We start from the raw sequence: 23,983 nt of genomic DNA, 5'->3' as shown, positions 1-23,983 counted from the left end.
GCGCCTGGCGATAGCCGGCGAAGCGGCGGGGGGAGGTGAGTGGTGAGCGAAGAACGTCTGCTGGTCGAGGAGCGCGACGAATACGGGGTCATCCGGGTCATCGAGTCCGGCGACTATCGCTTCCTCGAGTTCGGCGACGGTGTCGAGCAGAGCTGCGTGTTCATGCCCGATCCGGCCTGGCTGGAATACGACTACACCCGCGCCATGCTGCTCGGCGGGCTCTGCCATTCGCAACCGCGTCGCGCGTTGTTCCTCGGTTTCGGCGCCGGTAGCCTGACCCAGGCCTGCCTGCGTCACCTGCCGCTGGAGGAGGCCGAGGCCATCGAGCTGCGCCCGGCGATTCCGCGCCTGGCCCGTGAGCATCTGGGGCTGCGCGACGACCCGCGCCTGCGATTGCGCATCGGCGACGCACTGGAGAGCCTGGGCGAATGCGCGGAGGCCGACCTGATCTTCCTCGACCTCTATACCGATACCGGCCCGTCGGCCGCGCACCTGGCCTGGAATTTCCTCGGCGCCTGCCAGGAGCGCCTCGCCGAGGATGGCTGGCTGGTGATCAACCAGTGGAGCGGCACCGATGGCAAGCCGCTGGGCGCGCCGCTGCTGCGCGGGCGCTATCACCATCATTACTGGGAGTGTCCGGTGGCCGAGGGCAACGTGGTGATGCTGGTGCCGGCGAACCTGGCCCTCGAACTCGACCAGGAAGCCCTGCGGACGCGTGCCGCGGCGCTGGAGCCGCAACTCGGCTATTCGTTGCAGGGCTATATCGACAGCCTGCGCCCGGCCCAGTAGCCAGGGCGCGCGGACAAGGGCCCGGCCTAGCGTCCTTCGAAGCGTCCCGGGCGGCGTTCCTGGAGCGCGCGCAGGCCTTCCTTGGCGTCCTCGCTGTCGAGCAGGCGCCTGGCGGCTTCCGGCAACGCAGCGGCGGCGACCGCTTCGCCTTCCAGCAGGGCCTGGCGCGCCGAGCCGAGGGTGGCGCGCACGCCGAGCGGCGCCTGGGCCGCGACCCGTTCGGCGAGAGCGACGGCGTGGTCGAGGAGGTCTTCCGGGGCGGTGACTTCCTGCACCAGGCCGAGACGATAGGCTTCGTGGGCGTCGAATTCGTCGCCGGTGAGCAGCCAGCGCATGGCGTTGCCCCAGCCGGCGACCTGGTGCATGCGCAGTGTCGCGCCACCGAACGGGAGGATTCCGCGCTGCACTTCGAGCTGGGCGAAGCGCGCGTTGCTGGCGCAGAGGTTGATGTCGGCCGCCAGCATCAGTTCGATGCCGATGGTGTAGCAGTAGCCTTGCACGGCCACCACCAGCGGCTTGCTTGGACGCCGGCCGCCGAAGGTGCCCCAGGGATCGACGGCGCCTTCGGGGAGTTTCCAGCCCTGGCGGAAGGTCTCGCCGACATTGGCCAGGTCCAGCCCGGCGGTGAAATGCTCGCCGTGGGCGAAGAGCAGGGCACAGCGCAACTTGTCGTCGGCCTCGTATTCGCCGAGCGCGGCGACCAGGTCGTCGAGCATCGGCAGGTCGAAGGCGTTGCGCTTGGCCACGCGGTCGAGGCCGAGCAGCAGCAGGTGGCCGCGCCGTTCGCGGCTGATGCGTCCTGGGAGGGTGTCGTTCATGCGGCGGTTTCCTGGCGGGGGGCGGGCAACGTCGGTATAGACGTCTGGAATCGGGATGTCCATTGTCAGTCTCTCCGATGACGCATGTCGGAAAAAACGCACACAAACGTCAAAATTCCGGTATGATGCGCGCCGGTCAAAACTGACCCCGTTCAGGACCTGCATTTTTCGGAGCGCTGTGCTCTGGCTGTGTATCCGCTCTGCGGATTTCCTTTACGTAATCTTCTAATTCAAAAGCAATCTCGCAAATCCCCGCCCCAGCTGCCTGGGTGGCCGTTTCGGCCGTACAGGGCATGAGCAGCCATGGGTCATGGGTCTTTGCGGATGTATACGAGGCAAACCCATGACTCAGGAAACCGTCGGCTTCGCCGCGCTCGGTATTCACCCCAATGTGCTCGCGGCAATCGTCGCCGTAGGCTACGAAGAGCCTTCGCCTATCCAGGCTCAATCGATTCCGCTGATCCTCGAAGGCCACGACATGATCGGCCAGGCGCAGACCGGTACCGGCAAGACCGCCGCGTTCGCCCTGCCGCTGCTGTCGCGCATCGACCCGAGCCGTCGCGAGCCGCAGATGCTGGTGCTGGTGCCGACCCGCGAGCTGGCCCTGCAGGTCGCCACCGCCTGCGAAACCTATTCCAAGCAATTGCCGGGCGTCGGCGTGGTCGCCGTCTACGGCGGCGCGCCCATGGGGCCGCAACTGAAGGCCCTGCGCCAGGGCGCACAGATCCTCGTCGCTACCCCCGGCCGCCTGTGCGACCACCTGCGCCGCGACGAGAAGCTGCTGGCCACCGTCCAGCGCCTGGTGCTCGACGAAGCCGACGAGATGCTCAAGCTCGGCTTCATGGACGACCTGGAAGTGATCTTCGAGGCGCTTCCCGAATCGCGCCAGACCGTGCTCTTCTCGGCGACCCTGCCGGCGTCCATCCGTGGCATCGCCGAGCGCCACCTGAAGCAGCCCAAGCACGTCAAGATCGCCGCCAAGACCCAGACCGTGGCGCGCATCGAGCAGGTCCACCTGATGGTCCATGCCGACCAGAAGGCCGGTTCGATCCAGCGCCTGCTGGAAGTCGAGCAGTTCGACGCGCTGATCGCCTTCGTCCGCACCAAGCAGGCCACCCTCGACTACGCCGAATTGCTCGAGCGCCAGGGCTACCGCGCCGCCGCGCTCAACGGCGACATGCCGCAGGCCCAGCGCGAGCGGGTCATCGAGTCGCTGAAGGACGGTTCGCTGGACATCGTCATCGCCACCGACGTTGCTGCCCGGGGCCTGGACGTACCGCGCATCACCCACGTGCTGAACATCGATATGCCCTACGACCCCGAGTCCTACGTGCACCGCATCGGCCGTACCGGCCGTGCCGGTCGGGAAGGGCGCGCGCTGTTGCTGGTGACTCCGCGCGAGCGGCGCATGCTGCAGGTGATCGAGCGGGTCACCGGGCAGAAGGTCGGCGAAGTCCGCCTGCCGGATGCCGAGACCGTACTGGAGGCCCGCCTGGCGCGCCTGGCCGCGAGCCTGACGCCCTTGCTCGACAGCGCCGTCGAGCAGCGCGGCGCGGTGCGCGACGAGCTGTGCCGTCGCCTCGGCTGCGATGCCGAGACCCTGGCCGCCGCACTGCTGGCGCGCCTGACCGCCGGCAAGGCGCTGGACCTGGAGTCGGTGCGCCGCGAACAGCCGCTGACCCCATCGGCACCGCGCGAGCGTGCCGACCGTGGCGAACGCGGCGAGCGTCCGGAGCGCAGCGGCGAGCGTCGTCCGATGGCGCCGCCGAGCGAAGGCCGTGCCCGCTGCCGCACCGCCCTCGGCGCGCGCGACGGGGTCGCGGCGAAGAACCTGCTGGGCGCGATCCTCAACGAGGGCGGCCTGTCCCGCGAGGACATCGGCCGCATCCAGATTCGCGATACCTTCAGCCTGATCGAACTGCCCGAGGCCAACCTCGAGCGCCTGCTGACCAAGCTCAAGGACACCCGCGTCGCCGGCAAGGCCCTGCGCCTGCGCCGCTATCGCGAGGACTGAGGTCCAGCGCGATGAACAAAAGCCCCGCTTCGGCGGGGCTTTTTCATGGGCTTGATGTTTGCTGGCCGGGCTGTTTTTCGCGCCTGCCCCGGCTTCTCGTTTCGTCACCCCGGGCGAGCCCCTCTGGCAAGCGTCTAAAGGAAACAAAAGACTCGCCCAGCCGCCAGGGCAGGCACCACGTCGTGCATGCCAGACCTGCACATACCGAAGCCCTGATCCGCCGCCTATCCATGACATCGCGGATAACGCCTATGGCGTTATTCGCGCTACAGGACTATATCGCTCGCGATTTCCTGGCTGCCAGCCGAGTCCACCCAGCTTGCGGCGGGAAGCCAATGCTCTCCGCCAGTCCCACGAGAAGTTCTGTCAATCGAAGCGATAGATATCCATCCCCAACGAGCCCAGGGTAAAGCCGCTGTGCTCGACGCGCATCCCGCCGCCGCCCGCGCCGCGGGCGAAGAACAGCGGCAGCAGGTGCTCGTCGCTGGGGTGGTTGCGCGCCGCCCAGGGCGCCTGCCGGCGGTAGTCGTGAAGCGCGGCCTCGTCGTCGGCCTGGAGCTTTTCCACCATCCAGTCACGGAACTCCCGCGCCCAGGGCGCGATGGCTTCCGGTCCGGCGTGCCAGTCCAGTTCGCCCAGGTTGTGGGTGATGCTGCCGGAACCGATCAGCAGCACGCCTTCCCCGCGCAGTTGGCGCAGGGCCTGGCCGACGCGGCTCTGCAGGGCCGGACCGAGGCGGCTCGGCAGGGACAGCTGGAGCACCGGGATGTCCGCCTGCGGGTACATCAGGCTCAGCGGCACCCAGGTGCCGTGGTCGAATGGTCGCTGTGGGTCGGCCTGGGCCGGCAGGCCGGCGGCCTGGAGCAGTTCGATCGTCCGCTGCGCCAGCGCCGGCGCGCCCTTGGCCGGGTAGCGCACGGCGTAGAGGGGCGGCGGAAAGCCGTAGAAGTCGTGCCAGATATCCGGCGCCGCGGCGCCGGTTACTCGCAGGTCGTCGCTTTCCCAGTGCGCGGAAACCACCAGGATCGCCTTCGGCCGCGGCAGCTCTGTAGCCAGGCGGCGCAGTTGTACGCCGCTGGCGCCCGGTTCGAGGGCGAGCATCGGTGAGCCGTGGGAAATATAGAGAGTCGGTAGCATGATTCACCTCATGACTCGGATGAGCCATGTTCCTCCCTCGATCAATCGAAAACCAGTATATGTTTTTGAGGATACCTATCGATCCAGACGTTAGGTCGCGGTCTCGCGCGCTACGCCGGTTGGGCTTTCCGCCCAGTAGCGCCGATCGTCGAGGATCGCCCGGTCACGCTCGAACGCCAGGGGCAGGCGTTCCCTGAGGAAGTCCACCCAGGTGCGGATCTTGGCGTCCAGGTAGCGCCGCGAGGAGTACAGCACGAACACCTCGCGGACATGCAGTCGATGGCCCGGCAGTAGCCGCAACAGGCTGCCTTCCTGCAGCGCGCGGGCGGCGACGAAGCCGGGCAGCAGGCAGACGCCGAGCCCGGCCGCGGCGGCGGCGCAGGCGGCCTCGGGGAGGTTGACCTTGAGCGCCTCGTCGAGATCGAGCAGCGTTTCGCCGCGTTCGCCGACGAAGGCCCAGCCCTGCGGGCAGGACGGCGCGGCCACGTTCAGGCAGCGATGCCGCAGCAGGTCCTCCGGCGTGCGCGGCACGCCATGCCGTGCCAGGTATTCCGGCGCGGCACAGACCACGCTGAACACCTGGCCGAGATCGCGGGCGACCAGGGTCGAGTCCGGCAAGGTTCGGCCGAGGGTGATCAGCACGTCCAGGCCTTCCTTGAGCAGGGCCGGGGTGCCCTGGGCCAGCGTGAGGTCGACGGAGACGTCCGGGTGGCCGTCCAGGTAGTCCACCAGTAGCGGCATCAGGTGCTCGAGGCCCAGTTCGGTCACCGCGTGGAGGCGCAGGCGACCACTGGCGTGGGACTGGCTGTCTTCGACGTCCGCCGCGGCGGCGGCGACCGTACGCAGGATCTGCTTGCAATGCTCGTAGTAGCGCAGACCGCTTTCCGTCACCACGACGCTGCGCGTATTGCGTTGCAGCAGGCGCGCCGAGAGCGCCTGTTCGAGCCCGGCGACCTGGCGCGAAACGGTCGCCGGAGAGGTGCCCAGCGCCTGGGCGGCCTGGGTGAAGCTGCCGTGCTCCACCACGCGGACGAAGGTCCGGATACCGTGCAGCAGGTCCATTTCCAACTCCTTCGCCGGTCCGCGCCCGGCGTCGTCTCAGCCCGACGCCGGGTCGGACGTTGGGCTCCAGCCGCCGCCCAGCGCCTTGTAGAGGTTGACCAGGGTCAGCGACACCGCTTCGTCGCTGGCGACCTGCTGTTCCTGGTTCTCCAGCAGTTGCCGCTGGCTGTCGAGCACGCTGAGGAAGTCCACCGCGCCGGCGCGGTATTGCTCGCGGGCGCTCTGCAGGGCGTGGCGGTTCTGCGCCACGGCTTCGCCGAGGCGCTCCTGGCGGCGCTGGTTGGCGGCGTAGTCGTGCATCGCGTCGTCGACTTCCTGCCAGGCACGCAGCACGGTGCGCTGGTAGTCGATGGCGGCTTCCTGCTGCTGTGCCTCGCGTAGCTCCAGGCGTCCGCGCAGGCGTCCGCCTTCGAAGATCGGCAGGCTGAACGCCGGGCCGATGGCGAACTGGCGATGGTCCCAGTCGCCCAGGCTGGACAGTTGCAGGGATTCGAAACCGAAGTTGCCGTTGAGCGTGATGCGCGGATAGAAGTCCGCCTTGGCCACGCCGATGCTGGCGGTAGTGGCGTGCAGGCGCGCTTCGGCACGACGGATGTCGGGGCGGCGCTGGACCAGTTCGGACGGCAGGCCGACCGGCACGCTGCCCGGCGGACGCGGAATCGCCCGCGCCGGGCCGAGTTCGGCGAGCAGGCTGCCGGGGCTGGCACCGACCAGGTAGCCAAGGGCGTTGACCAGGTGCGCCTGGTTCTTTTCCACCTCGGGCAGGCGTGCCTCCATGCTGGCCACCTGGGCCAGCGCCTGGGCTACCTCGAGGTCGGTGGCGACGCCGTTGGCCAGGCGCGTGCGGGTGAGTTCCAGGCTGCGCCGTGCGGTCTCGAGGTTGTCACGGATGATCGCCGCACGGCTCTGTTCGCCGCGCAACTGGATATAGTCGCGCGCGGCTTCCGCCAGCACCGAGACCTGCACGTCGCGCAGTTCGTTCTCGCTGGCTTCCACCGTCGCGTCGGCGGCTTCCAGCTCGCGTCGCACGCGGCCCCAGAAGTCCAGCTCCCAGGAGGCGTCGAAGCCGGCCAGGGCGTGGTTGTAGTTGCCTTTGCCGGCCTTGCCGGAAGGATCGAACAGGCCGGCGCTGGTGGTCCGCTGGCGCTGGTAGTTGCCGCTGGCGTCCACCGAGGGCAGGGCGTCACCGCCGAGGCTGCGACGGATCGCGCGGCTCTGCTGCAGGCGCGCCGCGGCGCTGCGCAGGTCGAAGTTGGCACGCTGGACCCGTTGCAGCAGGGCGTTCAATTGCGCGTCGTCGAACAGCGTCCACCATTGTGCTGCGAGTGGCGCGGCGGCGAGGTGGCTGGGGTTGCCGGCAGCGGCCTGGAGCGACCAGTCGCCGGGCGCAGGGCGGTCCGGGCGGCTGAAGTCGGGACCGAGGCTGCAGGCGCCGAGCGCAAGGCTGGCAATAAGCAGGAGCGGAGTGCCTTTCATTGCTGGGCGACCTCGGCGGAGTGGGTGCCGGTCGCGGTGTCGATCCGTGCTTCCACCGACATGCCCACACGCAACTTGCCCGCCATGGCCTGGCGCGGTTCGAGAACGATCTTCACCGGGATCCGCTGGACCACCTTGGTGAAGTTGCCGGTGGCGTTGTCCGGGGCGATCGGCGCGAAGCTCAGGCCGGTGGCCGGTGCGATGCTGTCGACATGGCCGCGCAGAACCTCGCCGGGGAAGGTATCGACGCGGATCTCCACGGCCTGTCCGGGAGAGACGTGGGTCAGTTGGGTTTCCTGGAAATTGCCGACCACGTAGGCCTGCTGCAGGGGCACCACTGCCAGCAGCGCGCTGCCCGGCGTGACATAGGCGCCGACGCGCAGTTGGCGGCGGCCGACCTGGCCGTCGAAGGGCGCGCGGAGTTCGCAGTAGGAGAGGTCCAGGCGGGCCTGGTCGCGTCGCGCCTGCATGCGTTGCAGGTCGCCACGGGCCTGGCCGACGCGGGCTTCGAGGACGCTCACCTGCTTGCGCGTGGCATCCACCGCGGCCTGGCCCTCGGCCAGCCGGGCGCTGGCGGTATCGATCCGCGATTGCGCCTGCTGGGCGTTCTGCAGGCTGCCGGCGCCCTTGCTGGCGAGGGTCTGGTAGCGGCTTTGCTCGTGACGGGCGAAGACCAGCTCGGCCTGCTCGGCGCGGACCTTGGCCCGCGCCTGTTCGATCAGCGCCTGCTGGCGTTGCAGGTTGGCCTCGGCATTGGCCAGGTTGGCCTCGGCACCGAGCACGTCGGCCTCGGCGGCGGCCAGGGCGGTGCGGAAGTCGCGGTCGTCGAGGCGGGCGAGCAACTGGCCGGCCTTGACCGGCTGGTTGTCCTCGACCAGGACGTCCTGGACGAAGCCGGCGACTTTCGGCGCGACCAGGGTGAAATCGGCGTGCACATAGGCGTCGTCGGTGCTCTGCACGACCCGTGGGGCGAGCAGGTGGAACAGCAGGTAGACCAGTAGGATCAGGACCAGCAGGGCGGCGAGCAGCAGGCTGCCCTTGCGCGAAGTGATGAACGACATACAGCGACCTTTCAGTGTGTGGGAGCGACCGGGCGGGGCGGGTAGGCCCGTTGCGGCAGGATCGGAATCAGGATCAGCAGGGCGCAGGCCAGGCCGGTCATCGCCAGCAGCACGTCGGCGTTGCCCAGCACCTGGGCCTGTTGGCGGGCCTGTTCGGCCAGGTTCTGCCAGTGCGCGCCGGAGTCGGCGCCCGGTTGCAGGCCGGCGATCTGTTGCAGGCGCAGTTCGACGGCCTGGGACGCATTGCCCAGGTGATCCACCAGGCGGTTGGAGTGGTAGTGCTCGCGGGCGGTGCCGAGGGCGCCGATCACCGCGGTGGCGACTACCCCGGAGAAGCCGCGGACGGTGTTGAACCAGGCTGAGGCGAAGGGCCCCTCGATGGGCGCGATGACGCTGGTGGAGAGCATCAGCAGCGGAATCACCGCCATCGGCTGGCCGACCACCAGTAACAGCATCGGCAGGTAGAAGTCCTCGCGCACCCAGTCCGCCGTCAGTTGGCTGAAGCTCAGGCAGGCACCGGCGCACAGGCACAGGCCGCAGGCCAGCACCCAGCGGCAGTCGACCCGCGGGATGTTGCAGAGGGCCGCCACCAGCGGCAGCGCGACGAGCTGCGGAAGGGCCACCAGCAACACCATGGGTACGCTCTGCAGGGGGCGGTAGCCGCGGATCTCGGCGAGGAATTCGGTCGGCACGCCCATGCTCGCGCCGAGCACCACCAGCACGCCGGCCAGGGTGATCAGGGCGAAGGTCAGGTTGCGCCGCTTCAGCAACTGCAGGCGGAAGAACGGCAGTGGGTGGCTCCATTCGTTGACCAGGAACAGCCCCAGCAGGAGGCTGCCGCTGCCCAGCAGCAGGCAGATCAGCGGCGACTCGAACCAGTCCAGGCGTTCGCCTTGCAGCAGACCGATCACCAGGGCGCAGATCGCCGGGAAACCGGTGAGCAGGCCGATGCCGTCGAACTGGCGGAAGCGTTCCAGGCGCACCGGGTCCTGGGGGATGCCATGGGACACCGCGGCCATCGCCACCAGGCACAGTGGAATGACCTGCCAGAACACCCACTGCCAGCCGACGTATTCGAACCAGAACGCCGCCAGTGGCAGGCCCAGGTTGGGCCCGAAGGTCGCGGTGAGGGCATAGGCGCCCAGGCCATAGAGCTTTATCCCGGGTGGCAGGAAGCGTAGCGCCACGGTCATCAGCATTGGCGGCAGGCAGCCGGCCATCAGCCCTTGCAGGGTGCGCAGGACCAGCAGGCTCTCGAGGTTCGGCGCGAACGGACAGAGCAGGGCCAGCAGGGCGAAGCCGCCGATGGCGAAGAGCGTGAAGCGGCGCAGGGAAAAGGTCACCGAACACCAGGGCGCGAATGCCATGGCGGCGACCTGGGTGGCTTCGTAGAGCACGGTCAGCCAGGTGCCTTCGTCATGGCCAATGGCGAGTGCGCCGCGCACATCGGTCATGGCGATCTCGGTGACATGACCATTGAGACCGGCGGTGAGCGAGGCGAGCAGCACGCCGAGCAGGCCGACCACGATGCGCGCGCCGAAAGGCTGGGCGGCGGGGGCGGCGGGGGCTGCGGTTGGCGTCGGCTGGCCGAGCGGGGTGGCGAGCGAAGTCATCGCGACCTCGCTACGGCGAGGGTGGGGAAACAAGGCATGGGCGGAAACTCTTCTGATTTCCGCCGCAGTCTAGGAGTGTCCCGGTAGTGTGAAAATTGAAATGATCGAAATGAATCAGTGCATTTTGTGCATCTGTTTCAGTTGGAGCCCAGCAGCGGATGGGGATCGTTCTGCACTTCCTCGCAAAGCCGCTTGACCGTTTGCCGGAACCAGCGGTGCGCGGGATCGTTGTCGAAGCGTGGATGCCAGGCCTGGACCACCATCACGGTCTTCAATGGCACCGGGATGTCGAACTGGCGCAGGCCCAGGCCCAGTCGGTTGGCCCGCCACAGGGAGTGCTCGGCGATCGGCAGCAGCAGGTCGGAACCGGGCAGGGCGAAGATCGCCGAGTGGAAGGTTGCGCAGACCAGCTTGACCTGGCGGGTCACCCCCAGCTCTCCCAGGGCTTGGTCCAGCGGGCCGTGGTGGAGTCCGCGGCGCGAGACGCTGATGTGGGGGAAGGCGGCGAAGCGCTGCGGGGTGATGTCGCCGTCGAAGATCGGATGCCCCTGGCGGGCCAGGCCGACGAAGCGGGTGGTGAGCAGTTGCTGGGTCTTGACCTCGGGCTCCATCCAGGACGAGGCGCCGATGTAGAGGTCGATGCGGTTCTGCCGCAGGGCTTCGTCGTCTATGTCCGATTCCGGGGCGAAGCGCAGGGTACAGCGTGGCGCTTCCTTGCTGAAGATTTCCAGTATGCGGGTGGCCAGACCGCCGACCAGGGTGTTGTTGGAACGCAGGGTGAAGCAGCGCTCCAGCTTGTCCAGTTGGATGGTCTCGCGGGTGTTGAACAGGTCGCGGGCCTGGTCCACCAGTTGCCGGACCTGCTCCTGCAGTTCCAGGGCGCGGGGCGTGGGCACCAGCTTGCGGCCGGCGCGGACCATGATCGGATCGCCTACCGCCTCGCGGATCCGCGACAGGGTACGGCTCATCGCCGGTGGGCTGAGGTGCATGCGGCGCGCGGCTCCGACCACGCTGCCCTCTTCGAGAAGAACGTTGAGGGCGACCAGGAGATTCATATCGGGAAGATGCATGGAGTGGAAGTATAAGCACCCTTGAGTGCGCAAGGTGCAGTCTTTCGTTCTCCCAGGCGTGCGTTCGCTGCATTGCTGGATTGCGTCCGCGATGCCTTTACGCGCGCCGGTGGCTACCGAAGAATGCCGGTGTACGCCCTGTCCGAGGATTTGCCGATGTTCCATACACTCCTGGTCGCCATCGACGGCGGCCCGCAGACCCGTCGCATTGCCGAGCTGGCGCGGCAGGCCGCCGCGCCGGGCGCGCGGGTCCACCTGCTGTGCGCGGTGGACGCCGGCTATGCGTTGCCGGGCCGGCCGACGCTGCTCGACTATCCGCCCGCCGCGCACGAGTGCGAAGAGGCCCGGCAGGTGCTCGACGAGGCCCGTGCGCTGCTAGCCGGGTGCGAGCTGGAGGTACAGGCCGAGCTACGCGCCGGCGACCCGGTGCAGGTGATCCTGGGCGAGGCGCGGCGCCTGGGCTGCGAGCTGATCGTCATCGGCCATCGGCACTTGGGACGGCTGGAGCGCCTGCTCGATCCTTCGGTCGGCGACCGGGTGATCCGCGAGGCGCCGTGTCCGGTGCTGGTGGAAGTGCGCGAGGAAGATGGGCAGGGGAGTTGACCTGCCGGCCGATTGTCGCCACCTTGCGGGTTTTTCCACGAATGCGGAGGGCAGGATGCAGGCGGATTTTTGGCACGCCCGCTGGGCGAACAACCAGATCGGCTTCCATCTGGACGAGATCAATCCCTACCTGATGCGCCACCTGTCGCGGCTGCGATTGCAAGCGGGCGAACGGATCCTGGTGCCGTTGTGCGGCAAGACCCTGGACCTGGCCTGGCTGGCCGCCCAGGGGCTGGAGGTGCTGGGGGTGGAGCTTTCGGAAAAGGCCGTGAGCGACTTCTTCGAGGAGCACGACCTGCGCCCTGAGATCGATCAACTGGGTGGTTTCCGCCGCTACCGGGTCGCCGGCATCACCCTGCTGCAGGGTGATTTCTTCGCCTTGCAGGCAGAGCACCTGGCGCAGTGCAGGGCGTTCTACGACCGCGCCGCGCTGATCGCCCTGCCGCCGGAGATGCGCGAGCGCTATGCCGGGCATCTCCAGGCGGTCCTGCCGACGCGCAGCCTCGGCTTGCTGGTCACCATCGACTACCCGCAGGCGGAGATGGCCGGTCCGCCGTTCGCCGTGCCCGACGAGGAGGTGCGTGGCTACTACGCTGGCGGTTGGCGGATCGAGGAACTGGAGCGTGGCGACGTGCTCGGCGTCAACTGGAAATTCCTCGAGCGCGGGGTGTCCTGGCTGAACGAGGCCGTCTACCTGCTGGAGAGAGGCTGAAACGGGGCGCCGCGCGGCGCCCCGTCCATTTTCAGCGGAGTTCGTCGACCAGCACCGCAAGGGTGCTCAGGACGTCCTGGCCGAGCCGCTTGGAGCGGGCGCCGGACCAGCCGGTCCCGGGCTCCGGGTTGTCGTCGTGGTCCTTGAACGGCATCTCGATGGTGAACGCCAGGCAGTCGTAGGTCTGCCCGACGAAGTTGCAGGCCAGCGCCAGGTTGGCCTGGCCCGGCGCACTGCGTGGGTAGCCATGGCGGATCTGGAATTCGCCGCGCGCCATCAGTTCCTCGCGGAAGCGTTGCTCGAGTCGTTCCAGGCGGGGCGTATAGCCCGGGTTGCCCTCGCAGCCGGCGGCGAATACGTGGGGGATTTCCTCGTCGCCGTGGATGTCGAGGAACAGGTCGACGCCATGGCGCTTCATCTCCTGCTGGACGAACCAGACTTCCGGGCTGCGCTCGGCGCTCGGCTCCAGCCAGGCCCGGTTGAGATCCTGGCCGGCGGCGTTGGTGCGCAGGTTGCCGTGGAACGCGCCGTCCGGGTTCATGTTCGGCACCAGGTACAGGTCGGCCTTTTCCAGCAGGCGCTGCATTTCCGTGTCGTCCGGCCGCTGCAGGCGCTCGATCAGGCCTTCCATGAACCATTCGGCCATGTGTTCGCCGGGATGCTGCTGGGCGATGACCCACAGCTTCAGGTGGCTGTCGGGATGGCGCCTGACCCGCAGCAATTCGATGTCGCGGCCTTGCACACTGGTGCCGACGGTGAGCCGTTCGACGCCCTCGATGCCGAGCGCACGTTCGACCAGGCGGGCATGCCGTTCGCGGCTGTAGGGCTCGAAGTAGGCGAAGCGGACTTCGCTTTCCTCCGGTTCCAGCTGGAAATGCAGGCCGTCGGCGTCGTATTGCGACGGTACGCGGAACCAGCGTTCGCCATCGTACGAGGCGACTGCCTGGTAGCCGCTCCAGGCATGGCTGTAGGCCGACTGGCCGGCGTTGACCAGGGTGAAGTGGTGCTCGGTGGCGGCAGCCATGCCCTCGACCTTGAAGTGGAACCACTGGAAATGCTGGCTGGCCAGGTCGGGACGGATCGCCAGGCGGATCCGGCGGGGATCGCTGGCATCGATGACCTGGATGTTGCCGCTGTCGAAATCGGCGCGGATCTGCATGGGAACCTCATCGGGCGAAATCACGGACCCGCATGTTCCGGGGCTGGCTCGCGGCTGTCAAAGCGACCATGGATAGGTGGCTTTCCCGGGCATAAAAAAAGGGCGACCGATGGTCGCCCTGTCCCAAGTGTGAAAGCGGATCAGCGTGCGCTGGCGCGCAGCGCTTCGATACGATCTTCCAGCGGCGGGTGGCTCATCAGCAGGCCGGCCAGGCCGTGCTTGAGGCCGCCATTGATGCCGAAGGCGTTCAGGGTGTCGGGCATCTGCACCGGCACGCCCTGTTCCGAACGCAGGCGTTGCAGCGCGGCGATCATCGCGCCGGTGCCGGCCAGGTGGGCGCCGGCGGCGTCGGCGCGGAACTCGCGGCGGCGCGAGAACCACATGACGATGATGCTGGCGAGGATGCCGAGCACCAGTTCGGCGAAGATGGTCGCGACGAAGTAGCCGATGCCCGGGCCGTCCTCGTTCTTCAGGATGGCCTTGTCGACGAAGTTGCCGAAGATTCGCGCGAAGAACATCACGAAGGTGTTCACCACGCCCTGGATCAACGCCAGGGTGACCATGTCGCCGTTGGCGACGTGGCCGATCTCGTGGGCGAGGACGGCTTTCACCTCATCGGGCGAGAAACGTTCGAGCAGGCCCTGGCTGACCGCGACCAGCGCGTCGTTCTTGTTCCAGCCGGTGGCGAAGGCGTTGGCCTCGTAGGCGGGGAAGATGCCGACCTCCGGCATCTTGATGCCGGCTTCGCGGGACAGCTCTTCGACGGTCTGCAGCAGCCACTGTTCGTGACGGGTGCGCGGCTGGCTGATGACTTCGGTACCGGTGCTCATCTTCGCCATCCACTTGGAGATGAACAGCGAGACCAGCGAACCGGCGAAACCGAACACGGCGCAGAAGACCAGCAGGCTGCCGTAATTCTGGCCGGTGAAGCGGTCCACCCCGAGCAGTTTCAGGGTGATGCTGGCAATCACCAGGACTGCCAGGTTGGTGGCCAGGAACAACAGGATGCGCATCATGGTGTAAAGCTTCTCCTCACGGCTGAAGGCACGGAGCGCGGTTCGCAGGCCGCCGGGGCGGGCGAACGGGCTCCTGATAATCATGCGGGGTTATATAAGGGGCGGTCCATGGCGATTCAATCGAGGGACTATTTCAAACTGTGTCGCCTTGCGCGCCCAGGTTGCCCTCGAACAGCAGGCGGGTCAGCCCGGCCAGGCGTTCGCCGTCGCCCTGCGCCAGCGCCTGGCGCAACTGGTTGGCCAGGCTGGCCTGTTCGCGGCGCACGCTGGCCGGCGCCTCGGCCAGCGCCGCCGCGGCCCGGGGGACGATACGGGTAAGTCTTAGGAAGGCCTTTTCGCTGAGCACCGCCTGGTCGAGAGCCTCGTAATGAATGGTGTTGGCGAAGCGCAGGTAGCCTTCCTCGGCGAGCCAGAGCAGCGCGCCCAGACAACTTTGGTGACGTTTGCTCGGCAGGCCGAACTCGTCCGGCGCCTCGCGGCCGATCAGGTCTTCGACGTAGAGCGCGGTCTTGCGCGGAAACGCCTGGTAGAGAAGCAGGAGGCCGCCAGCGGCGTCCTTGTGGAAGTCGTCGATCTGCAGGTCCATGGATGGGTCGCCGGGCAGGGCGGCGCCAGCGGCGCCGCGGGAGCGGGGGGTTACTGCTGGTAGCCCTTGAGGAAGCTGCCGATGCGCAGGATCGCCTGCTCCAGGTCATCGACGCGGGGCAGGGTGACCACCCGGAAGTGGTCGGGCCACGGCCAGTTGAAGGCGGTGCCCTGGACGATCAGCAGTTTTTCCGAGAGCAGCAGGTCGAGGACGAACTTTTCGTCGTTGTGGATCGGGCAGACCTTCGGGTCGATCCGCGGGAAGGCGTACAGCGCGCCCATCGGCTTCACGCAGCTGACGCCGGGGATGTCGTTGAGCAGTTCCCAGGCGCGGTTGCGCTGCTCCAGCAGGCGCCCCGGCGGCAGGACCAGATCGTTGATGCTCTGGTAGCCGCCCAGGGCGGTCTGGATCGCGTGCTGCGCCGGGACGTTGGCGCACAGGCGCATGTTGGCGAGGATGTCGAGACCTTCGATATAGCTCTGTGCCCGCTGCTTGGGTCCGGAGATCGCCACCCAGCCGGAGCGGAAGCCGGCCACCCGGTAGGATTTGGACAGGCCGTTGAAGGTCAGGCAGAGCACGTCCGGCGCCAGCGAGGCGGTGGAGACGTGGACGGCGCCGTCGTAGAGGATCTTGTCGTAGATCTCGTCGGAGAACAGCACCAGGTTGTGCTGGCGGGCCAGTTCGACCATGCCTTCCAGCACTTCCCTGGAATACACCGCACCGGTGGGGTTGTTCGGGTTGATGATCACCATCGCCCTGGTGTTCGGCGTGATCTTCGCCTTGATGTCTTCGAGGTCCGGCCACCAGTTGGCCTGCTCGTCGCACAGGTAGTGCACCGGCTTGCCGCCGGCGAGGCTGACCGCGGCGGTCCACAGCGGGTAGTCGGGAGCGGGGATCAGCACCTCGTCGCCGTTGTTCAGCAGCGCCTGCATGGACATCACGATCAGTTCCGACACGCCGTTGCCGAGGTAGATGTCCTCGATGCCGACGCCCTCCACCTGCTTCTGCTGGTAATACTGCATCACTGCCTTGCGCGCGCTGAACAGACCCTTGGAGTCGCTGTAGCCCTGGGCGGTCGGCAGGTTGCGGATGACGTCCTGGAGGATTTCCTCGGGAGCTTCGAAACCGAACGGCGCCGGGTTGCCGATATTCAGCTTGAGGATGCGGTGACCCTCTTCCTCTAGGCGTTTGGCGTGCTTGAGCACCGGCCCGCGAATGTCATAGCAGACGTTGGCGAGCTTGTTCGATTTGCTGACCTGCATGATGTGTCGAGTCCCGAAGTGAGCGAACACCGTGGAACAGGCTGCGAAAAGCCCGCTGGATCGCGGCTTGGCAGGCTGTAACGCGGATGACAGACTGGCGTCTATAAGGAGCACGCATGATACGTGCGGCCCGTCCCCCGGAAAAGGGAGCGCCGGGCATTTTTCAGATCGCGAGGTAGAGCCGATGAGCAAGATCGACAAACCCCTGGACTCCTGGCGCGAGGAGTTGACCGAAGAGCAGTTCCACATCTGTCGCCTGGGCGGTACCGAACGCGCCTTCAGTGGCGAATACCACGCCACCAAGACCCCCGGGATCTATCATTGCACCTGCTGCGGCACGGCGTTGTTCGACTCCGACGCCAAGTACGACTCCGGCAGCGGTTGGCCGAGCTATTTCCAGCCGGTGGACGCCGAGGCGGTCCGCGAACTGGACGACTTCAGCCACGGCATGCACCGCATCGAAGTCCGCTGCGGCCGCTGCGATGCCCACCTGGGGCACGTCTTCCCGGATGGCCCCCGGCCCACCGGGTTGCGTTACTGCATCAACTCGGCCTCGCTGAAGCTGGTGCCGCGGGAGAGCTAGAGAGCGACGACCCGTCTTTGGTTCGGGTCGTTTTTCATTCAATCAAGTTGTGTGCAATTGAATTGCGAGCTACTTTGTTTCGAGACCCACCCTCAACAAGGAAGACAAGCCATGAGCGATTCGCTGCTGAGCATTCCCTGCACCACCATCAAGGGCGAACAGAAGACCCTGGCCGATTTCGGCGGCAAGGCGTTGCTGGTGGTGAACACCGCCAGCAAATGTGGCTTCACCCCGCAGTACCAGGGGCTGGAGGCCTTGTGGGAAAAATACCGTGAGCGCGGACTGGTGGTGCTCGGCTTCCCCTGCAACCAGTTCGGCAAGCAGGAACCGGGCGACGAGGGCGAGATTTCGCAGTTCTGCGAACTGAACTACGGGGTGAGCTTCCCGCTGTTCAGGAAGATCGAGGTCAACGGCGCCGGCGCCCACCCGTTGTTCGTCAGCCTGAAGAAGCGCGCGCCGGGCCTGCTCGGCAGCCAGGGCATCAAGTGGAACTTCACCAAGTTCCTGATCGGCCGCGATGGCCAGGTGGTGAAGCGCTACGCGCCGACCACCAAGCCGGAGGAGCTGAGCTCGGCGATCGAGGCGCTGCTTGAATGAGCACCCGGGGAAAAGTCGCCAGGCCGGATGGCGTCGAAGAATCGCTGCTGCTCGACAACCAGCTGTGTTTCAAGCTGTACGCCGCCTCGCGCGCAGTGATTCGCGGCTATCGGCCGCTGCTCGAACAGATCGGCCTGACCTATCCGCAGTACCTGGTCATGCTGGTGCTCTGGGAGTGGCATGCGAGCCCGCCGGAGCAGCCGACGGTGAAGGCCCTGGGCGACCGCCTGCTGCTCGACTCGGGAACCCTGACGCCCTTGCTCAAGCGCCTCGAACAGCTCGGCCTAGTGGATCGCCGTCGCGCCAGCCACGATGAGCGGGAGGTGCACCTGGCGCTGACGGTGCCAGGGATCACCTTGCGCGAACGGGTCATTCCGCTGCGCCAGCAACTGATCTGCAGCACCGGTTTCGACCTCAACGAGATGTTCGACCTGCACCAGCGCCTGGGCGGGTTGCTGTCGCGTTTTCGCCTGGTGGTGGGAGGCTAGCCGTCGTCGCGAGACCGGCTAGTCGCCCGCGGTGAGCGGGCACCAGCGGTCGAGGATGGCCTTCAGTTCGTCGCGGTGGAAGGGCTTGGCCAGGTAGTCGTCCATGCCGGCGGCACGACAACGTTCGCGCTCGTCCGGCAGGGCGTTGGCGGTCAGCGCGATGATCGGCAGGCCGCCCCAGCGTCCGCTGTCGCGGATCTGCCGGGTCGCTTCGTAGCCGTCCATCACCGGCATGTTGCAGTCCATCAGGACCAGGTCGATGGGATGCTCCTCCAGCATCTTCAGGGCATTCAGCCCGTGTTCGGCGATCCATACCTGGCAGCCGAGCTTGTGCAGCAGGCCCTTGGCGACCAACTGGTTGACCGGGTTGTCCTCCACCAGCAGGACCCGGGTGTTGCGCTGTTCTCCCGCGGTGTCCGAGGCGCTCGACGGGGCTATGGCGGTGTGTTCGAGCACGTGTTTCAGGGCCTGGTACAACTGGTTGCGACTCAGCGGCCTGGCCAGTTGGCGCAACGGCGACAGGCGGCGGGCCAGCTCCGGTTCGAGGAAACTGCCGTAGGCGGTGACCAGCAGGATCGGCGTACCGATGCTCGGACGCAGTCCCATCAGGCAGTCCGGGCAATCCGATATCAGTACGTCGAGCGAGTGGCCGAGCAGGCTGTCGTCGGTCTCCAGGCGCTTGTACTCCAGGCCCCAGCGCGGCAGCCAGGTTTGCAGCAGCTGCGCCAGCCCGCTGTTGGCCGAGCATTGCGCGATCACCCGGCCGCGCAGCGGCAGCGCCTGTAGCGGAGGGCTGACCGGTGCCAGCGGCAGGCCGACGCTGAACAGGCTGCCCAGGCCGACCGTCGACTCCACCGTCAGTTCGCCCTGCATGGCCTCGCACAGCTTGCGCGTGAGGGCCAGGCCGAGGCCGGTGCCGCCGTATTGGCGGGTGATACCCGCGTCGGCCTGGGTGAACGGTTGGAAGATGCGATCCAGCGCCTCCTGGGCGATACCGATGCCGGTGTCGCGCACACTGATGCGCACACCCTCGGCGGTGGCTTCCACGCGAACGTCGACCCGCCCCAGGCGGGTGAACTTCAGCGCGTTGGACAGCAGGTTGCTGACGACCTGGCGAATCCGCGTCGGGTCGCCGGAAACCTGGGCGGGCAGGGCGGGGTCGACCAGGCAGGTCAACTCCACGCCGGCCGCGGCGTTCTGCGAGAGGAGGCTGGCGGTGTCTTCCACCAGGACGCCCAGGTCGAACGGGATCTGTTCCAGGACCAGTTGCCCGGCCTCGAACTTGGAGAGGTCGAGCACGTCGTTGAGCAATTCCACCAGTACCTTGCCGGAGTCGTGGGCGATCGACAGCTGTTGGCGCTGTTCCGGGGTGAGCGGGCCGTCGAGGCTCAGCGAGAGCATGCCGAGCAGGCCGTTCAGCGGCGTGCGGATCTCGTGGCTCATGTTGGCCAGGAAGCTGGCGCGGGCCTGGGCCATATCGAGAGCGGTCTGGCGGGCTTCTTCGAGTTCCTGGTTGGATAGCGTCAGGCGCGCGTTGGCGGCCTTCAGCTCGGCGGTACGGGCGGCGACGATGCTTTCCAGCTCCTCCAGGTACTGGGTCAGGCGGTTCTCCGCCTCCCGGCGCTGTTCGATCTCTACCGAGATGCGCCCGAGCTGGCGGTTGATGACTTCCACCAGCACGCCGATCTCGTCGCGTTCGTGGCCCTTGGGGCAGGGCAGGCGCATGCGTGCCGGCGAGCGTGGATCGTGTCCGCTGAGGGCCTGGATCAGGCTGACCAGGGGCTTGGTCAGCAGGGTATAGAAGAGCACCAGCAGGATCAGCGACAGCAGCAGGCTGCGCACGAAGCCGGAGAGCAGGGTGATGCCGGCGCGACGGAGGAAGTCGTTGCCGAACACGAAGGTGTCGATTTCCAGCTGCAGTACGCCGAGGGCCTCGCCCGGCGCATGGTCGACATGCAACGGGTCCTCGTAGACCCGCTTGTGGCCGAAGAGGAAGTCGCTGAGCGGCCGCAGGCGGCTTTCGGCGGGTTCGCGCGAGGCGCTGGCCAGCGGCAGGCCGGAGGTGTCGATGATTTCCGCGCGGACCACGGCGGGCGAACGCAGCAGGCCGAGGACCAGCTCCTGGGCCAGCTCCGCATCGATGTTGTAGGCGATTCGCGCGGCGGGGTTGTGGCTGACGTCCAGCAGCGCGCGCACTTCGCGATTGATGGATGCGTCCTGGCTGGCATAATCGACGCCAACCTGAATCAGGCTGAGCAGGGTTCCCAGGATAAAGGCCACCAGCACGGTGAGGCTGGCCTGTTTGAACGACAGGCGATGGGTCAGCGCTATATCCATGGGGGCGGGGATCAGCCTTGGCGAGGTTCTGCCGCCTAGCATAGCCCATCCCGACCGTCTGTCGGGGTTCCTGGGCGCAACCGATGATCGATCCGTGACGTCAGTCCGATCCGAGGAGAACAGAGTGGATTCCCGATTGAGCGATTTTCTTGCCCGCGCCGAAAGCGTGCTCGCGCGCCTGGAGCCGCTGCTGCCGGCCGTACGCGAAGCCGTCGACTGGGAGCGCAGCCTGGCGGCGCGCTGGCACCGCGACGGCCGCAGCGGCTACCTGCAGCCGCTGGAGGTCAGCCTCGACCTGCGCCTGGCCGACCTGCTGGGCGTAGAGCGGCAGCGCGAGCAACTGGAACGCAACACCCGCCAGTTCGTCGCCGGCCAGCCGGCCAACCACGCGTTGCTCTGGGGGGCCCGCGGGACCGGCAAGTCCTCTCTGGTTCGTGCGCTGCTGGCTGAGCTGGCCGGCGCCGGGCTGCGCCTGATCGAGATCGAGCGCGACCACCTGGCCGACCTGCCGCGCGTGGTCGAGCAACTGCAAGGCCTGCCGCAGCGCTTCGTGCTGTTCTGCGACGACCTCTCGTTCGATGCCGGGGAAGGCGACTACCGGGTACTCAAGAGCGTGCTCGACGGCTCGCTGGAACAGGCGCCGGACAATGTGCTGCTCTACGCCACCTCCAACCGCCGGCACCTGGTTTCGGAGAAGCAGAGCGACAACGAGAACTGGAAGATGGTGGACGGCGAGCTGCATCCCAACGAAGCGGTGGAGGACAAGATCGCCTTGTCCGACCGTTTCGGCCTGTGGCTGTCGTTCTATCCCTTCACCCAGGAGCATTTCCTCAGCGTGGTTCGCCACTGGGTGGACGTGCTCGCGGAGAAGGCCGGGCTGGCCTGGAGCTGGAGCGAGGAGCTGGAGAAGGAAGCGATCCGCTGGGCGCTTGGCCGCGGCAACCGCAACGGCCGTTGCGCCTATCAGTTCTCCCGCTACTGGGTGGGCAAGCAACTGCTGGAGCGCCAGGCATGATCGATCTGCAGCAATCTGGCGCCGGGCTGGCCGGCTACGCCCTGCTGGCGGCGCAGGCCGAGGCGCTGTTCGCCGACGAGCGCGATTTCATCGCCAACGCCGCGCAGTTCTCCGCCTTTCTCTTCCATGAGCTGGACGACCTGAACTGGGCCGGCTTCTATCTGAACCGCAACGAGGAACTGGTCCTGGGACCGTTCCAGGGCAAGGTCGCCTGCGTCCGCATTCCCTTCTCCAAGGGCGTCTGCGGCGCCGCGGCGCGTACCCGGCTGACCCAGCGGGTCGACGACGTCCACGCGTTTCCCGGCCACATCGCCTGCGACAGCGCTTCCAGCAGCGAACTGGTGGTGCCTCTGCTCAAGGACGGCCGCCTGGTCGCTGTGCTCGATCTGGACAGCCCGAGCGTGGGACGCTTCAGCGCCGAGGACCAGGCCGGGATCGAAGGCCTGGTGGAGATATTCCTGCGCCTGACGGACTGCTGAGCGACGCGTTCAGGCTTTCGCTGCGAGCTTGTCGAGGGTCCGTCGTTCCCCCGGCAGCAGCGCTTGCATCGCCGGGCGTTCGAGCATCCGCGCGAAATGCGCGGCGAGGGCCGGCCAGCGTTGCTCGTCCAGGTTTTCGCCGGCGTGACGCAGGTTGACCAACTGGCTGGCGATCGCCAGGTCGGCGAGGGTCAGTCGCTCGCCGACGAAGAAGGCCCGGCCGTCGAGATGGTTTTCCAGGTAATCGAAGTGCGCTGGCAGCTTTTCCTCCAGCGCGCGACGCACGTCGTTCTCCTCGCAGGCCTGGCCCATCGCCGGCTTGAGTATCCGGTTGCGGAAGATCGTCAGCGTGGCCAGGGGAGCGATCTCGTAGTCGGCGTATTTTTCCAGCCAGCGCACCGCTGCGCGGCCGGCGGGGGCGTCGCCCTGGAGATTCGGCGGTTCGGGATAGCGTTCTTCCAGGTACTGGCAGATCACGCTGGAGTCGGCGAGGGCCAGGTCGCCGTCGCGCAACGCCGGGATGCGGCCCAGCGGGCTGATCTCGCGATACCAGGCCGGCTGGCCGAACGGGGCGATCGCTTCCAACTGGTAGTCGAGGCCCTTTTCGGCCAGGAGCAGGCGGACCTTGCGGACGAACGGAGACAGCGGGGCTCCGTAGAGTGTCAGGCTCATAACGATTTCCTCGGTCGATATGAGCCTGGGTTATAGCACGGCTGCCGTGGGCAGGCCGGAATCAGTCGTAGACGTTCTTCTTCTTCCACAGGTCGTCTGCATCGAGGGCCTTCAATCCCTCGTTGAGTTCGCTGGGCTCCTCGCTCGCCGGCTGGCTGTTGTTCAGCACCATCGCGTTGGCGCGGGCCAGCTGCGTTTCCATCTGCTGCAGCTCCGCCTGGTAGCGCGCCAGCTCGGGCTGCTTGCGCAGGTACTGGGCGCCGCGTTCGAAGGCCAGGCGCGCCTGGCGCGGTTCGTTCTGCTGCAGGGCCTGCTGGCCGAGATTGCCGAAGAACTCGATATGCAGGCGCACCAGGAGGTGGCGAATCTCCTTGACCCAGATCTGCGCCTCGCTGCGCGGCAGGTGGCCGTCCTGGGTGAAACGGGTGAGCTGGGCATGCAGGGCTTCGAAGAGGAAGCGGACTTCCTTGGCCTTGTCCTCGGTCAGGATCGCCTGGGGCGGATTGCGCACCGGGATCGACTCGCCCTTGGCGACCAGCGCGCGCAACTCTTCTATGCGAGCCTTGAGCCCGGCATCGGCTTTCTTCTCCAGCGCCAGTTGCTGCTCGCTGAGGCTGAGCTCGATCTGGCTCATCAACAGCTTCAGCGACGGGCTGACGAACTGGCCGGGAAGGCTCTCGGAAATCTGCGCGCAGCGCCGGACCCGGTCGTTGAGTTCGGCTTTCAGGCGCGCTTTCTCCAGCTTGCTGTTTTCCACCACGTGGTTGATATAGCCAATGGCGATTAGGAGGGCGATCCCGCCGATGATGAGGGCGGTAATGAGGAGTGGCGACACCTTGGGACTCCGCTGTAAGAATTTTCTCAGTCTAATGTCTTGGTGCTACCACTGATAGCAGCAGCTCATTATTTGCACAGAAGTCTTTGATTTAAAAAAATTTTCTCAGAAGGGTTGACGCCTCCCCGGACGCTCCATAAAATGCGCGCCACTTCCAGCGTGAAGCCAAACGCGAAACACTGGAAGCCGGAAAGATCTGTTGTAAGTTCCGGGCCGNCGCCTCCCCGGACGCTCCATAAAATGCGCGCCACTTCCAGCGTGAAGCCAAACGCGAAACACTGGAAGCCGGAAAGATCTGTTGTAAGTTCCGGGCCGCGTCCCCTTCGTCTAGTGGCCTAGGACACCGCCCTTTCACGGCGGTAACAGGGGTTCGAGTCCCCTAGGGGACGCCATTGCGGGAATAGCTCAGTTGGTAGAGCACGACCTTGCCAAGGTCGGGGTCGCGAGTTCGAGTCTCGTTTCCCGCTCCAAATTCTACAGCCTGGCTTCGGCGGGGTTGGTGAAAGTTAGGCGTCAAAGGTTCGGTTTCGGCCGAACGGGCAACAAGTTGTAACGCGGGAATAGCTCAGTTGGTAGAGCACGACCTTGCCAAGGTCGGG

23 protein-coding genes and 2 tRNA genes are annotated in these 23,983 nt (G+C 66.8%); 11 read left to right on the top strand and 14 right to left on the bottom strand.

Going from position 1 to position 23,983, the window contains the following annotated elements; all coding sequences use genetic code 11:
• Positions 1-39: 39 nt before the first annotated feature.
• Positions 40-789: a spermidine synthase gene (locus tag LT948_RS31645; RefSeq protein ID WP_003119872.1), complete on the top strand. Its 750-nt coding sequence runs from the start codon at positions 40-42 to the stop codon at positions 787-789.
• A 26-nt stretch (positions 790-815) separates the two neighbouring features.
• Here LT948_RS31645 and LT948_RS31640 read toward each other — a convergent pair whose 3' ends face one another.
• Positions 816-1,607, bottom strand: a complete 792-nt coding sequence (locus tag LT948_RS31640) for a crotonase/enoyl-CoA hydratase family protein (protein ID WP_003090929.1) — start codon at positions 1,605-1,607, stop codon at positions 816-818.
• A gap of 310 nt (positions 1,608-1,917) precedes the next feature.
• Here LT948_RS31640 and LT948_RS31635 point away from each other — a divergent pair, with 310 nt between their 5' ends.
• Positions 1,918-3,621, top strand: a complete 1,704-nt coding sequence (locus LT948_RS31635; protein WP_003119873.1) for a DEAD/DEAH box helicase — start codon at positions 1,918-1,920, stop codon at positions 3,619-3,621.
• Positions 3,622-3,987: 366 nt separating this feature from the next.
• Here the strand turns inward: LT948_RS31635 and LT948_RS31630 are convergent, their stop codons facing one another.
• The 6 genes from LT948_RS31630 to LT948_RS31605 form a co-directional block, all read right to left on the bottom strand.
• The gene (locus tag LT948_RS31630; protein ID WP_003109673.1) at positions 3,988-4,758 is read right to left on the bottom strand and encodes a DODA-type extradiol aromatic ring-opening family dioxygenase; all 771 of its coding nucleotides are present in this window, start codon (positions 4,756-4,758) and stop codon (positions 3,988-3,990) included.
• 90 nt (positions 4,759-4,848) lie between these two features.
• Positions 4,849-5,820 (bottom strand): LysR family transcriptional regulator, encoded by a 972-nt coding sequence (locus LT948_RS31625; protein WP_073657464.1) that lies wholly within the window; start codon positions 5,818-5,820, stop codon positions 4,849-4,851.
• Positions 5,821-5,856: 36 nt separating this feature from the next.
• Positions 5,857-7,296, bottom strand: a complete 1,440-nt coding sequence (locus LT948_RS31620; RefSeq protein ID WP_073657463.1) for an efflux transporter outer membrane subunit — start codon at positions 7,294-7,296, stop codon at positions 5,857-5,859.
• The gene (locus tag LT948_RS31615) at positions 7,293-8,357 is read right to left on the bottom strand and encodes an HlyD family secretion protein (RefSeq protein WP_021264961.1); all 1,065 of its coding nucleotides are present in this window, start codon (positions 8,355-8,357) and stop codon (positions 7,293-7,295) included. Before LT948_RS31615 ends, LT948_RS31620 begins: the two co-directional genes overlap by 4 nt.
• Before the next feature lie 11 nt (positions 8,358-8,368).
• On the bottom strand, positions 8,369-9,970 hold the full coding sequence (locus LT948_RS31610; RefSeq protein WP_073657462.1) for an MFS transporter: 1,602 nt from the start codon (positions 9,968-9,970) through the stop codon (positions 8,369-8,371).
• A 137-nt stretch (positions 9,971-10,107) separates the two neighbouring features.
• Positions 10,108-11,040 carry a LysR family transcriptional regulator gene (locus LT948_RS31605; protein ID WP_003090919.1) on the bottom strand — a complete coding sequence of 311 codons (933 nt, stop codon included), beginning with the start codon at positions 11,038-11,040 and terminating at the stop codon, positions 10,108-10,110.
• 156 nt (positions 11,041-11,196) lie between these two features.
• Between LT948_RS31605 and LT948_RS31600 the strand changes: the two genes are divergently transcribed.
• Both LT948_RS31600 and LT948_RS31595 read left to right on the top strand, forming a co-directional pair.
• Complete coding sequence (locus LT948_RS31600) at positions 11,197-11,643, top strand: universal stress protein (protein ID WP_031285712.1); 447 nt, start codon at positions 11,197-11,199, stop codon at positions 11,641-11,643.
• Positions 11,644-11,698: 55 nt separating this feature from the next.
• Positions 11,699-12,355, top strand: a complete 657-nt coding sequence (locus LT948_RS31595; protein ID WP_003109680.1) for a thiopurine S-methyltransferase — start codon at positions 11,699-11,701, stop codon at positions 12,353-12,355.
• Positions 12,356-12,386: 31 nt separating this feature from the next.
• Here the strand turns inward: LT948_RS31595 and LT948_RS31590 are convergent, their stop codons facing one another.
• The 4 genes from LT948_RS31590 to LT948_RS31575 form a co-directional block, all read right to left on the bottom strand.
• Positions 12,387-13,514 (bottom strand): M14 family metallopeptidase, encoded by a 1,128-nt coding sequence (locus LT948_RS31590; protein WP_073657461.1) that lies wholly within the window; start codon positions 13,512-13,514, stop codon positions 12,387-12,389.
• A gap of 140 nt (positions 13,515-13,654) precedes the next feature.
• On the bottom strand, positions 13,655-14,530 hold the full coding sequence (gene htpX, locus LT948_RS31585) for a protease HtpX (RefSeq protein ID WP_003090915.1): 876 nt from the start codon (positions 14,528-14,530) through the stop codon (positions 13,655-13,657).
• Between the two features lie 133 nt (positions 14,531-14,663).
• Positions 14,664-15,116, bottom strand: coding sequence for a hypothetical protein (locus tag LT948_RS31580; protein ID WP_003115276.1), 453 nt, complete (start codon positions 15,114-15,116; stop codon positions 14,664-14,666).
• Positions 15,117-15,166: 50 nt separating this feature from the next.
• Positions 15,167-16,378, bottom strand: a complete 1,212-nt coding sequence (locus tag LT948_RS31575; RefSeq protein ID WP_003090913.1) for a pyridoxal phosphate-dependent aminotransferase — start codon at positions 16,376-16,378, stop codon at positions 15,167-15,169.
• Between the two features lie 184 nt (positions 16,379-16,562).
• Between LT948_RS31575 and msrB the strand changes: the two genes are divergently transcribed.
• The 3 genes from msrB to ospR all read left to right on the top strand — a co-directional run bounded on the left by msrB (position 16,563) and on the right by ospR (position 18,046).
• The gene (gene msrB, locus LT948_RS31570; RefSeq protein WP_003090911.1) at positions 16,563-16,961 is read left to right on the top strand and encodes a peptide-methionine (R)-S-oxide reductase MsrB; all 399 of its coding nucleotides are present in this window, start codon (positions 16,563-16,565) and stop codon (positions 16,959-16,961) included.
• 111 nt (positions 16,962-17,072) lie between these two features.
• Positions 17,073-17,558: a glutathione peroxidase gene (locus tag LT948_RS31565; RefSeq protein WP_003090910.1), complete on the top strand. Its 486-nt coding sequence runs from the start codon at positions 17,073-17,075 to the stop codon at positions 17,556-17,558.
• Complete coding sequence (gene ospR / locus LT948_RS31560; protein WP_003090908.1) at positions 17,555-18,046, top strand: hydroperoxide stress response transcriptional regulator OspR; 492 nt, start codon at positions 17,555-17,557, stop codon at positions 18,044-18,046. Before LT948_RS31565 ends, ospR begins: the two co-directional genes overlap by 4 nt.
• 18 nt (positions 18,047-18,064) lie before the next feature.
• Here ospR and sagS read toward each other — a convergent pair whose 3' ends face one another.
• Positions 18,065-20,425 (bottom strand): two-component system sensor histidine kinase/response regulator SagS, encoded by a 2,361-nt coding sequence (gene sagS, locus LT948_RS31555; RefSeq protein ID WP_003130830.1) that lies wholly within the window; start codon positions 20,423-20,425, stop codon positions 18,065-18,067.
• A gap of 82 nt (positions 20,426-20,507) precedes the next feature.
• Here sagS and LT948_RS31550 point away from each other — a divergent pair, with 82 nt between their 5' ends.
• On the top strand, positions 20,508-21,398 hold the full coding sequence (locus LT948_RS31550) for an ATP-binding protein (RefSeq protein ID WP_003090906.1): 891 nt from the start codon (positions 20,508-20,510) through the stop codon (positions 21,396-21,398).
• Positions 21,395-21,877 carry a GAF domain-containing protein gene (locus LT948_RS31545; protein ID WP_021264209.1) on the top strand — a complete coding sequence of 161 codons (483 nt, stop codon included), beginning with the start codon at positions 21,395-21,397 and terminating at the stop codon, positions 21,875-21,877. Before LT948_RS31550 ends, LT948_RS31545 begins: the two co-directional genes overlap by 4 nt.
• 9 nt (positions 21,878-21,886) lie before the next feature.
• On the opposite strand, the gene LT948_RS31540 is transcribed toward LT948_RS31545, so the two are convergent.
• Together LT948_RS31540 and LT948_RS31535 are read right to left on the bottom strand one after the other, a co-directional pair.
• Positions 21,887-22,549 (bottom strand): glutathione S-transferase family protein, encoded by a 663-nt coding sequence (locus LT948_RS31540; RefSeq protein WP_003098798.1) that lies wholly within the window; start codon positions 22,547-22,549, stop codon positions 21,887-21,889.
• Positions 22,550-22,610: 61 nt separating this feature from the next.
• Entirely contained in the window at positions 22,611-23,384 is a 774-nt protein-coding gene (locus LT948_RS31535; protein ID WP_012613931.1) for a hypothetical protein, read from the bottom strand.
• A 316-nt stretch (positions 23,385-23,700) separates the two neighbouring features.
• On the opposite strand from LT948_RS31535, the gene LT948_RS31530 reads away from it, so the two are divergent.
• Both LT948_RS31530 and LT948_RS31525 read left to right on the top strand, forming a co-directional pair.
• Positions 23,701-23,776: transfer RNA gene (locus LT948_RS31530), tRNA-Glu, on the top strand.
• 2 nt (positions 23,777-23,778) lie between these two features.
• Positions 23,779-23,854: transfer RNA gene (locus tag LT948_RS31525), tRNA-Gly, on the top strand.
• Positions 23,855-23,983: the final 129 nt, after the last annotated feature.

It is taken from the genome of Pseudomonas sp. CP-1 (assembly GCF_021213715.1).
GTDB classification, from domain to species: Bacteria; Pseudomonadota; Gammaproteobacteria; order Pseudomonadales; family Pseudomonadaceae; genus Pseudomonas; species Pseudomonas aeruginosa.
This window is presented reverse-complemented; position numbering and strand designations above follow the sequence as displayed.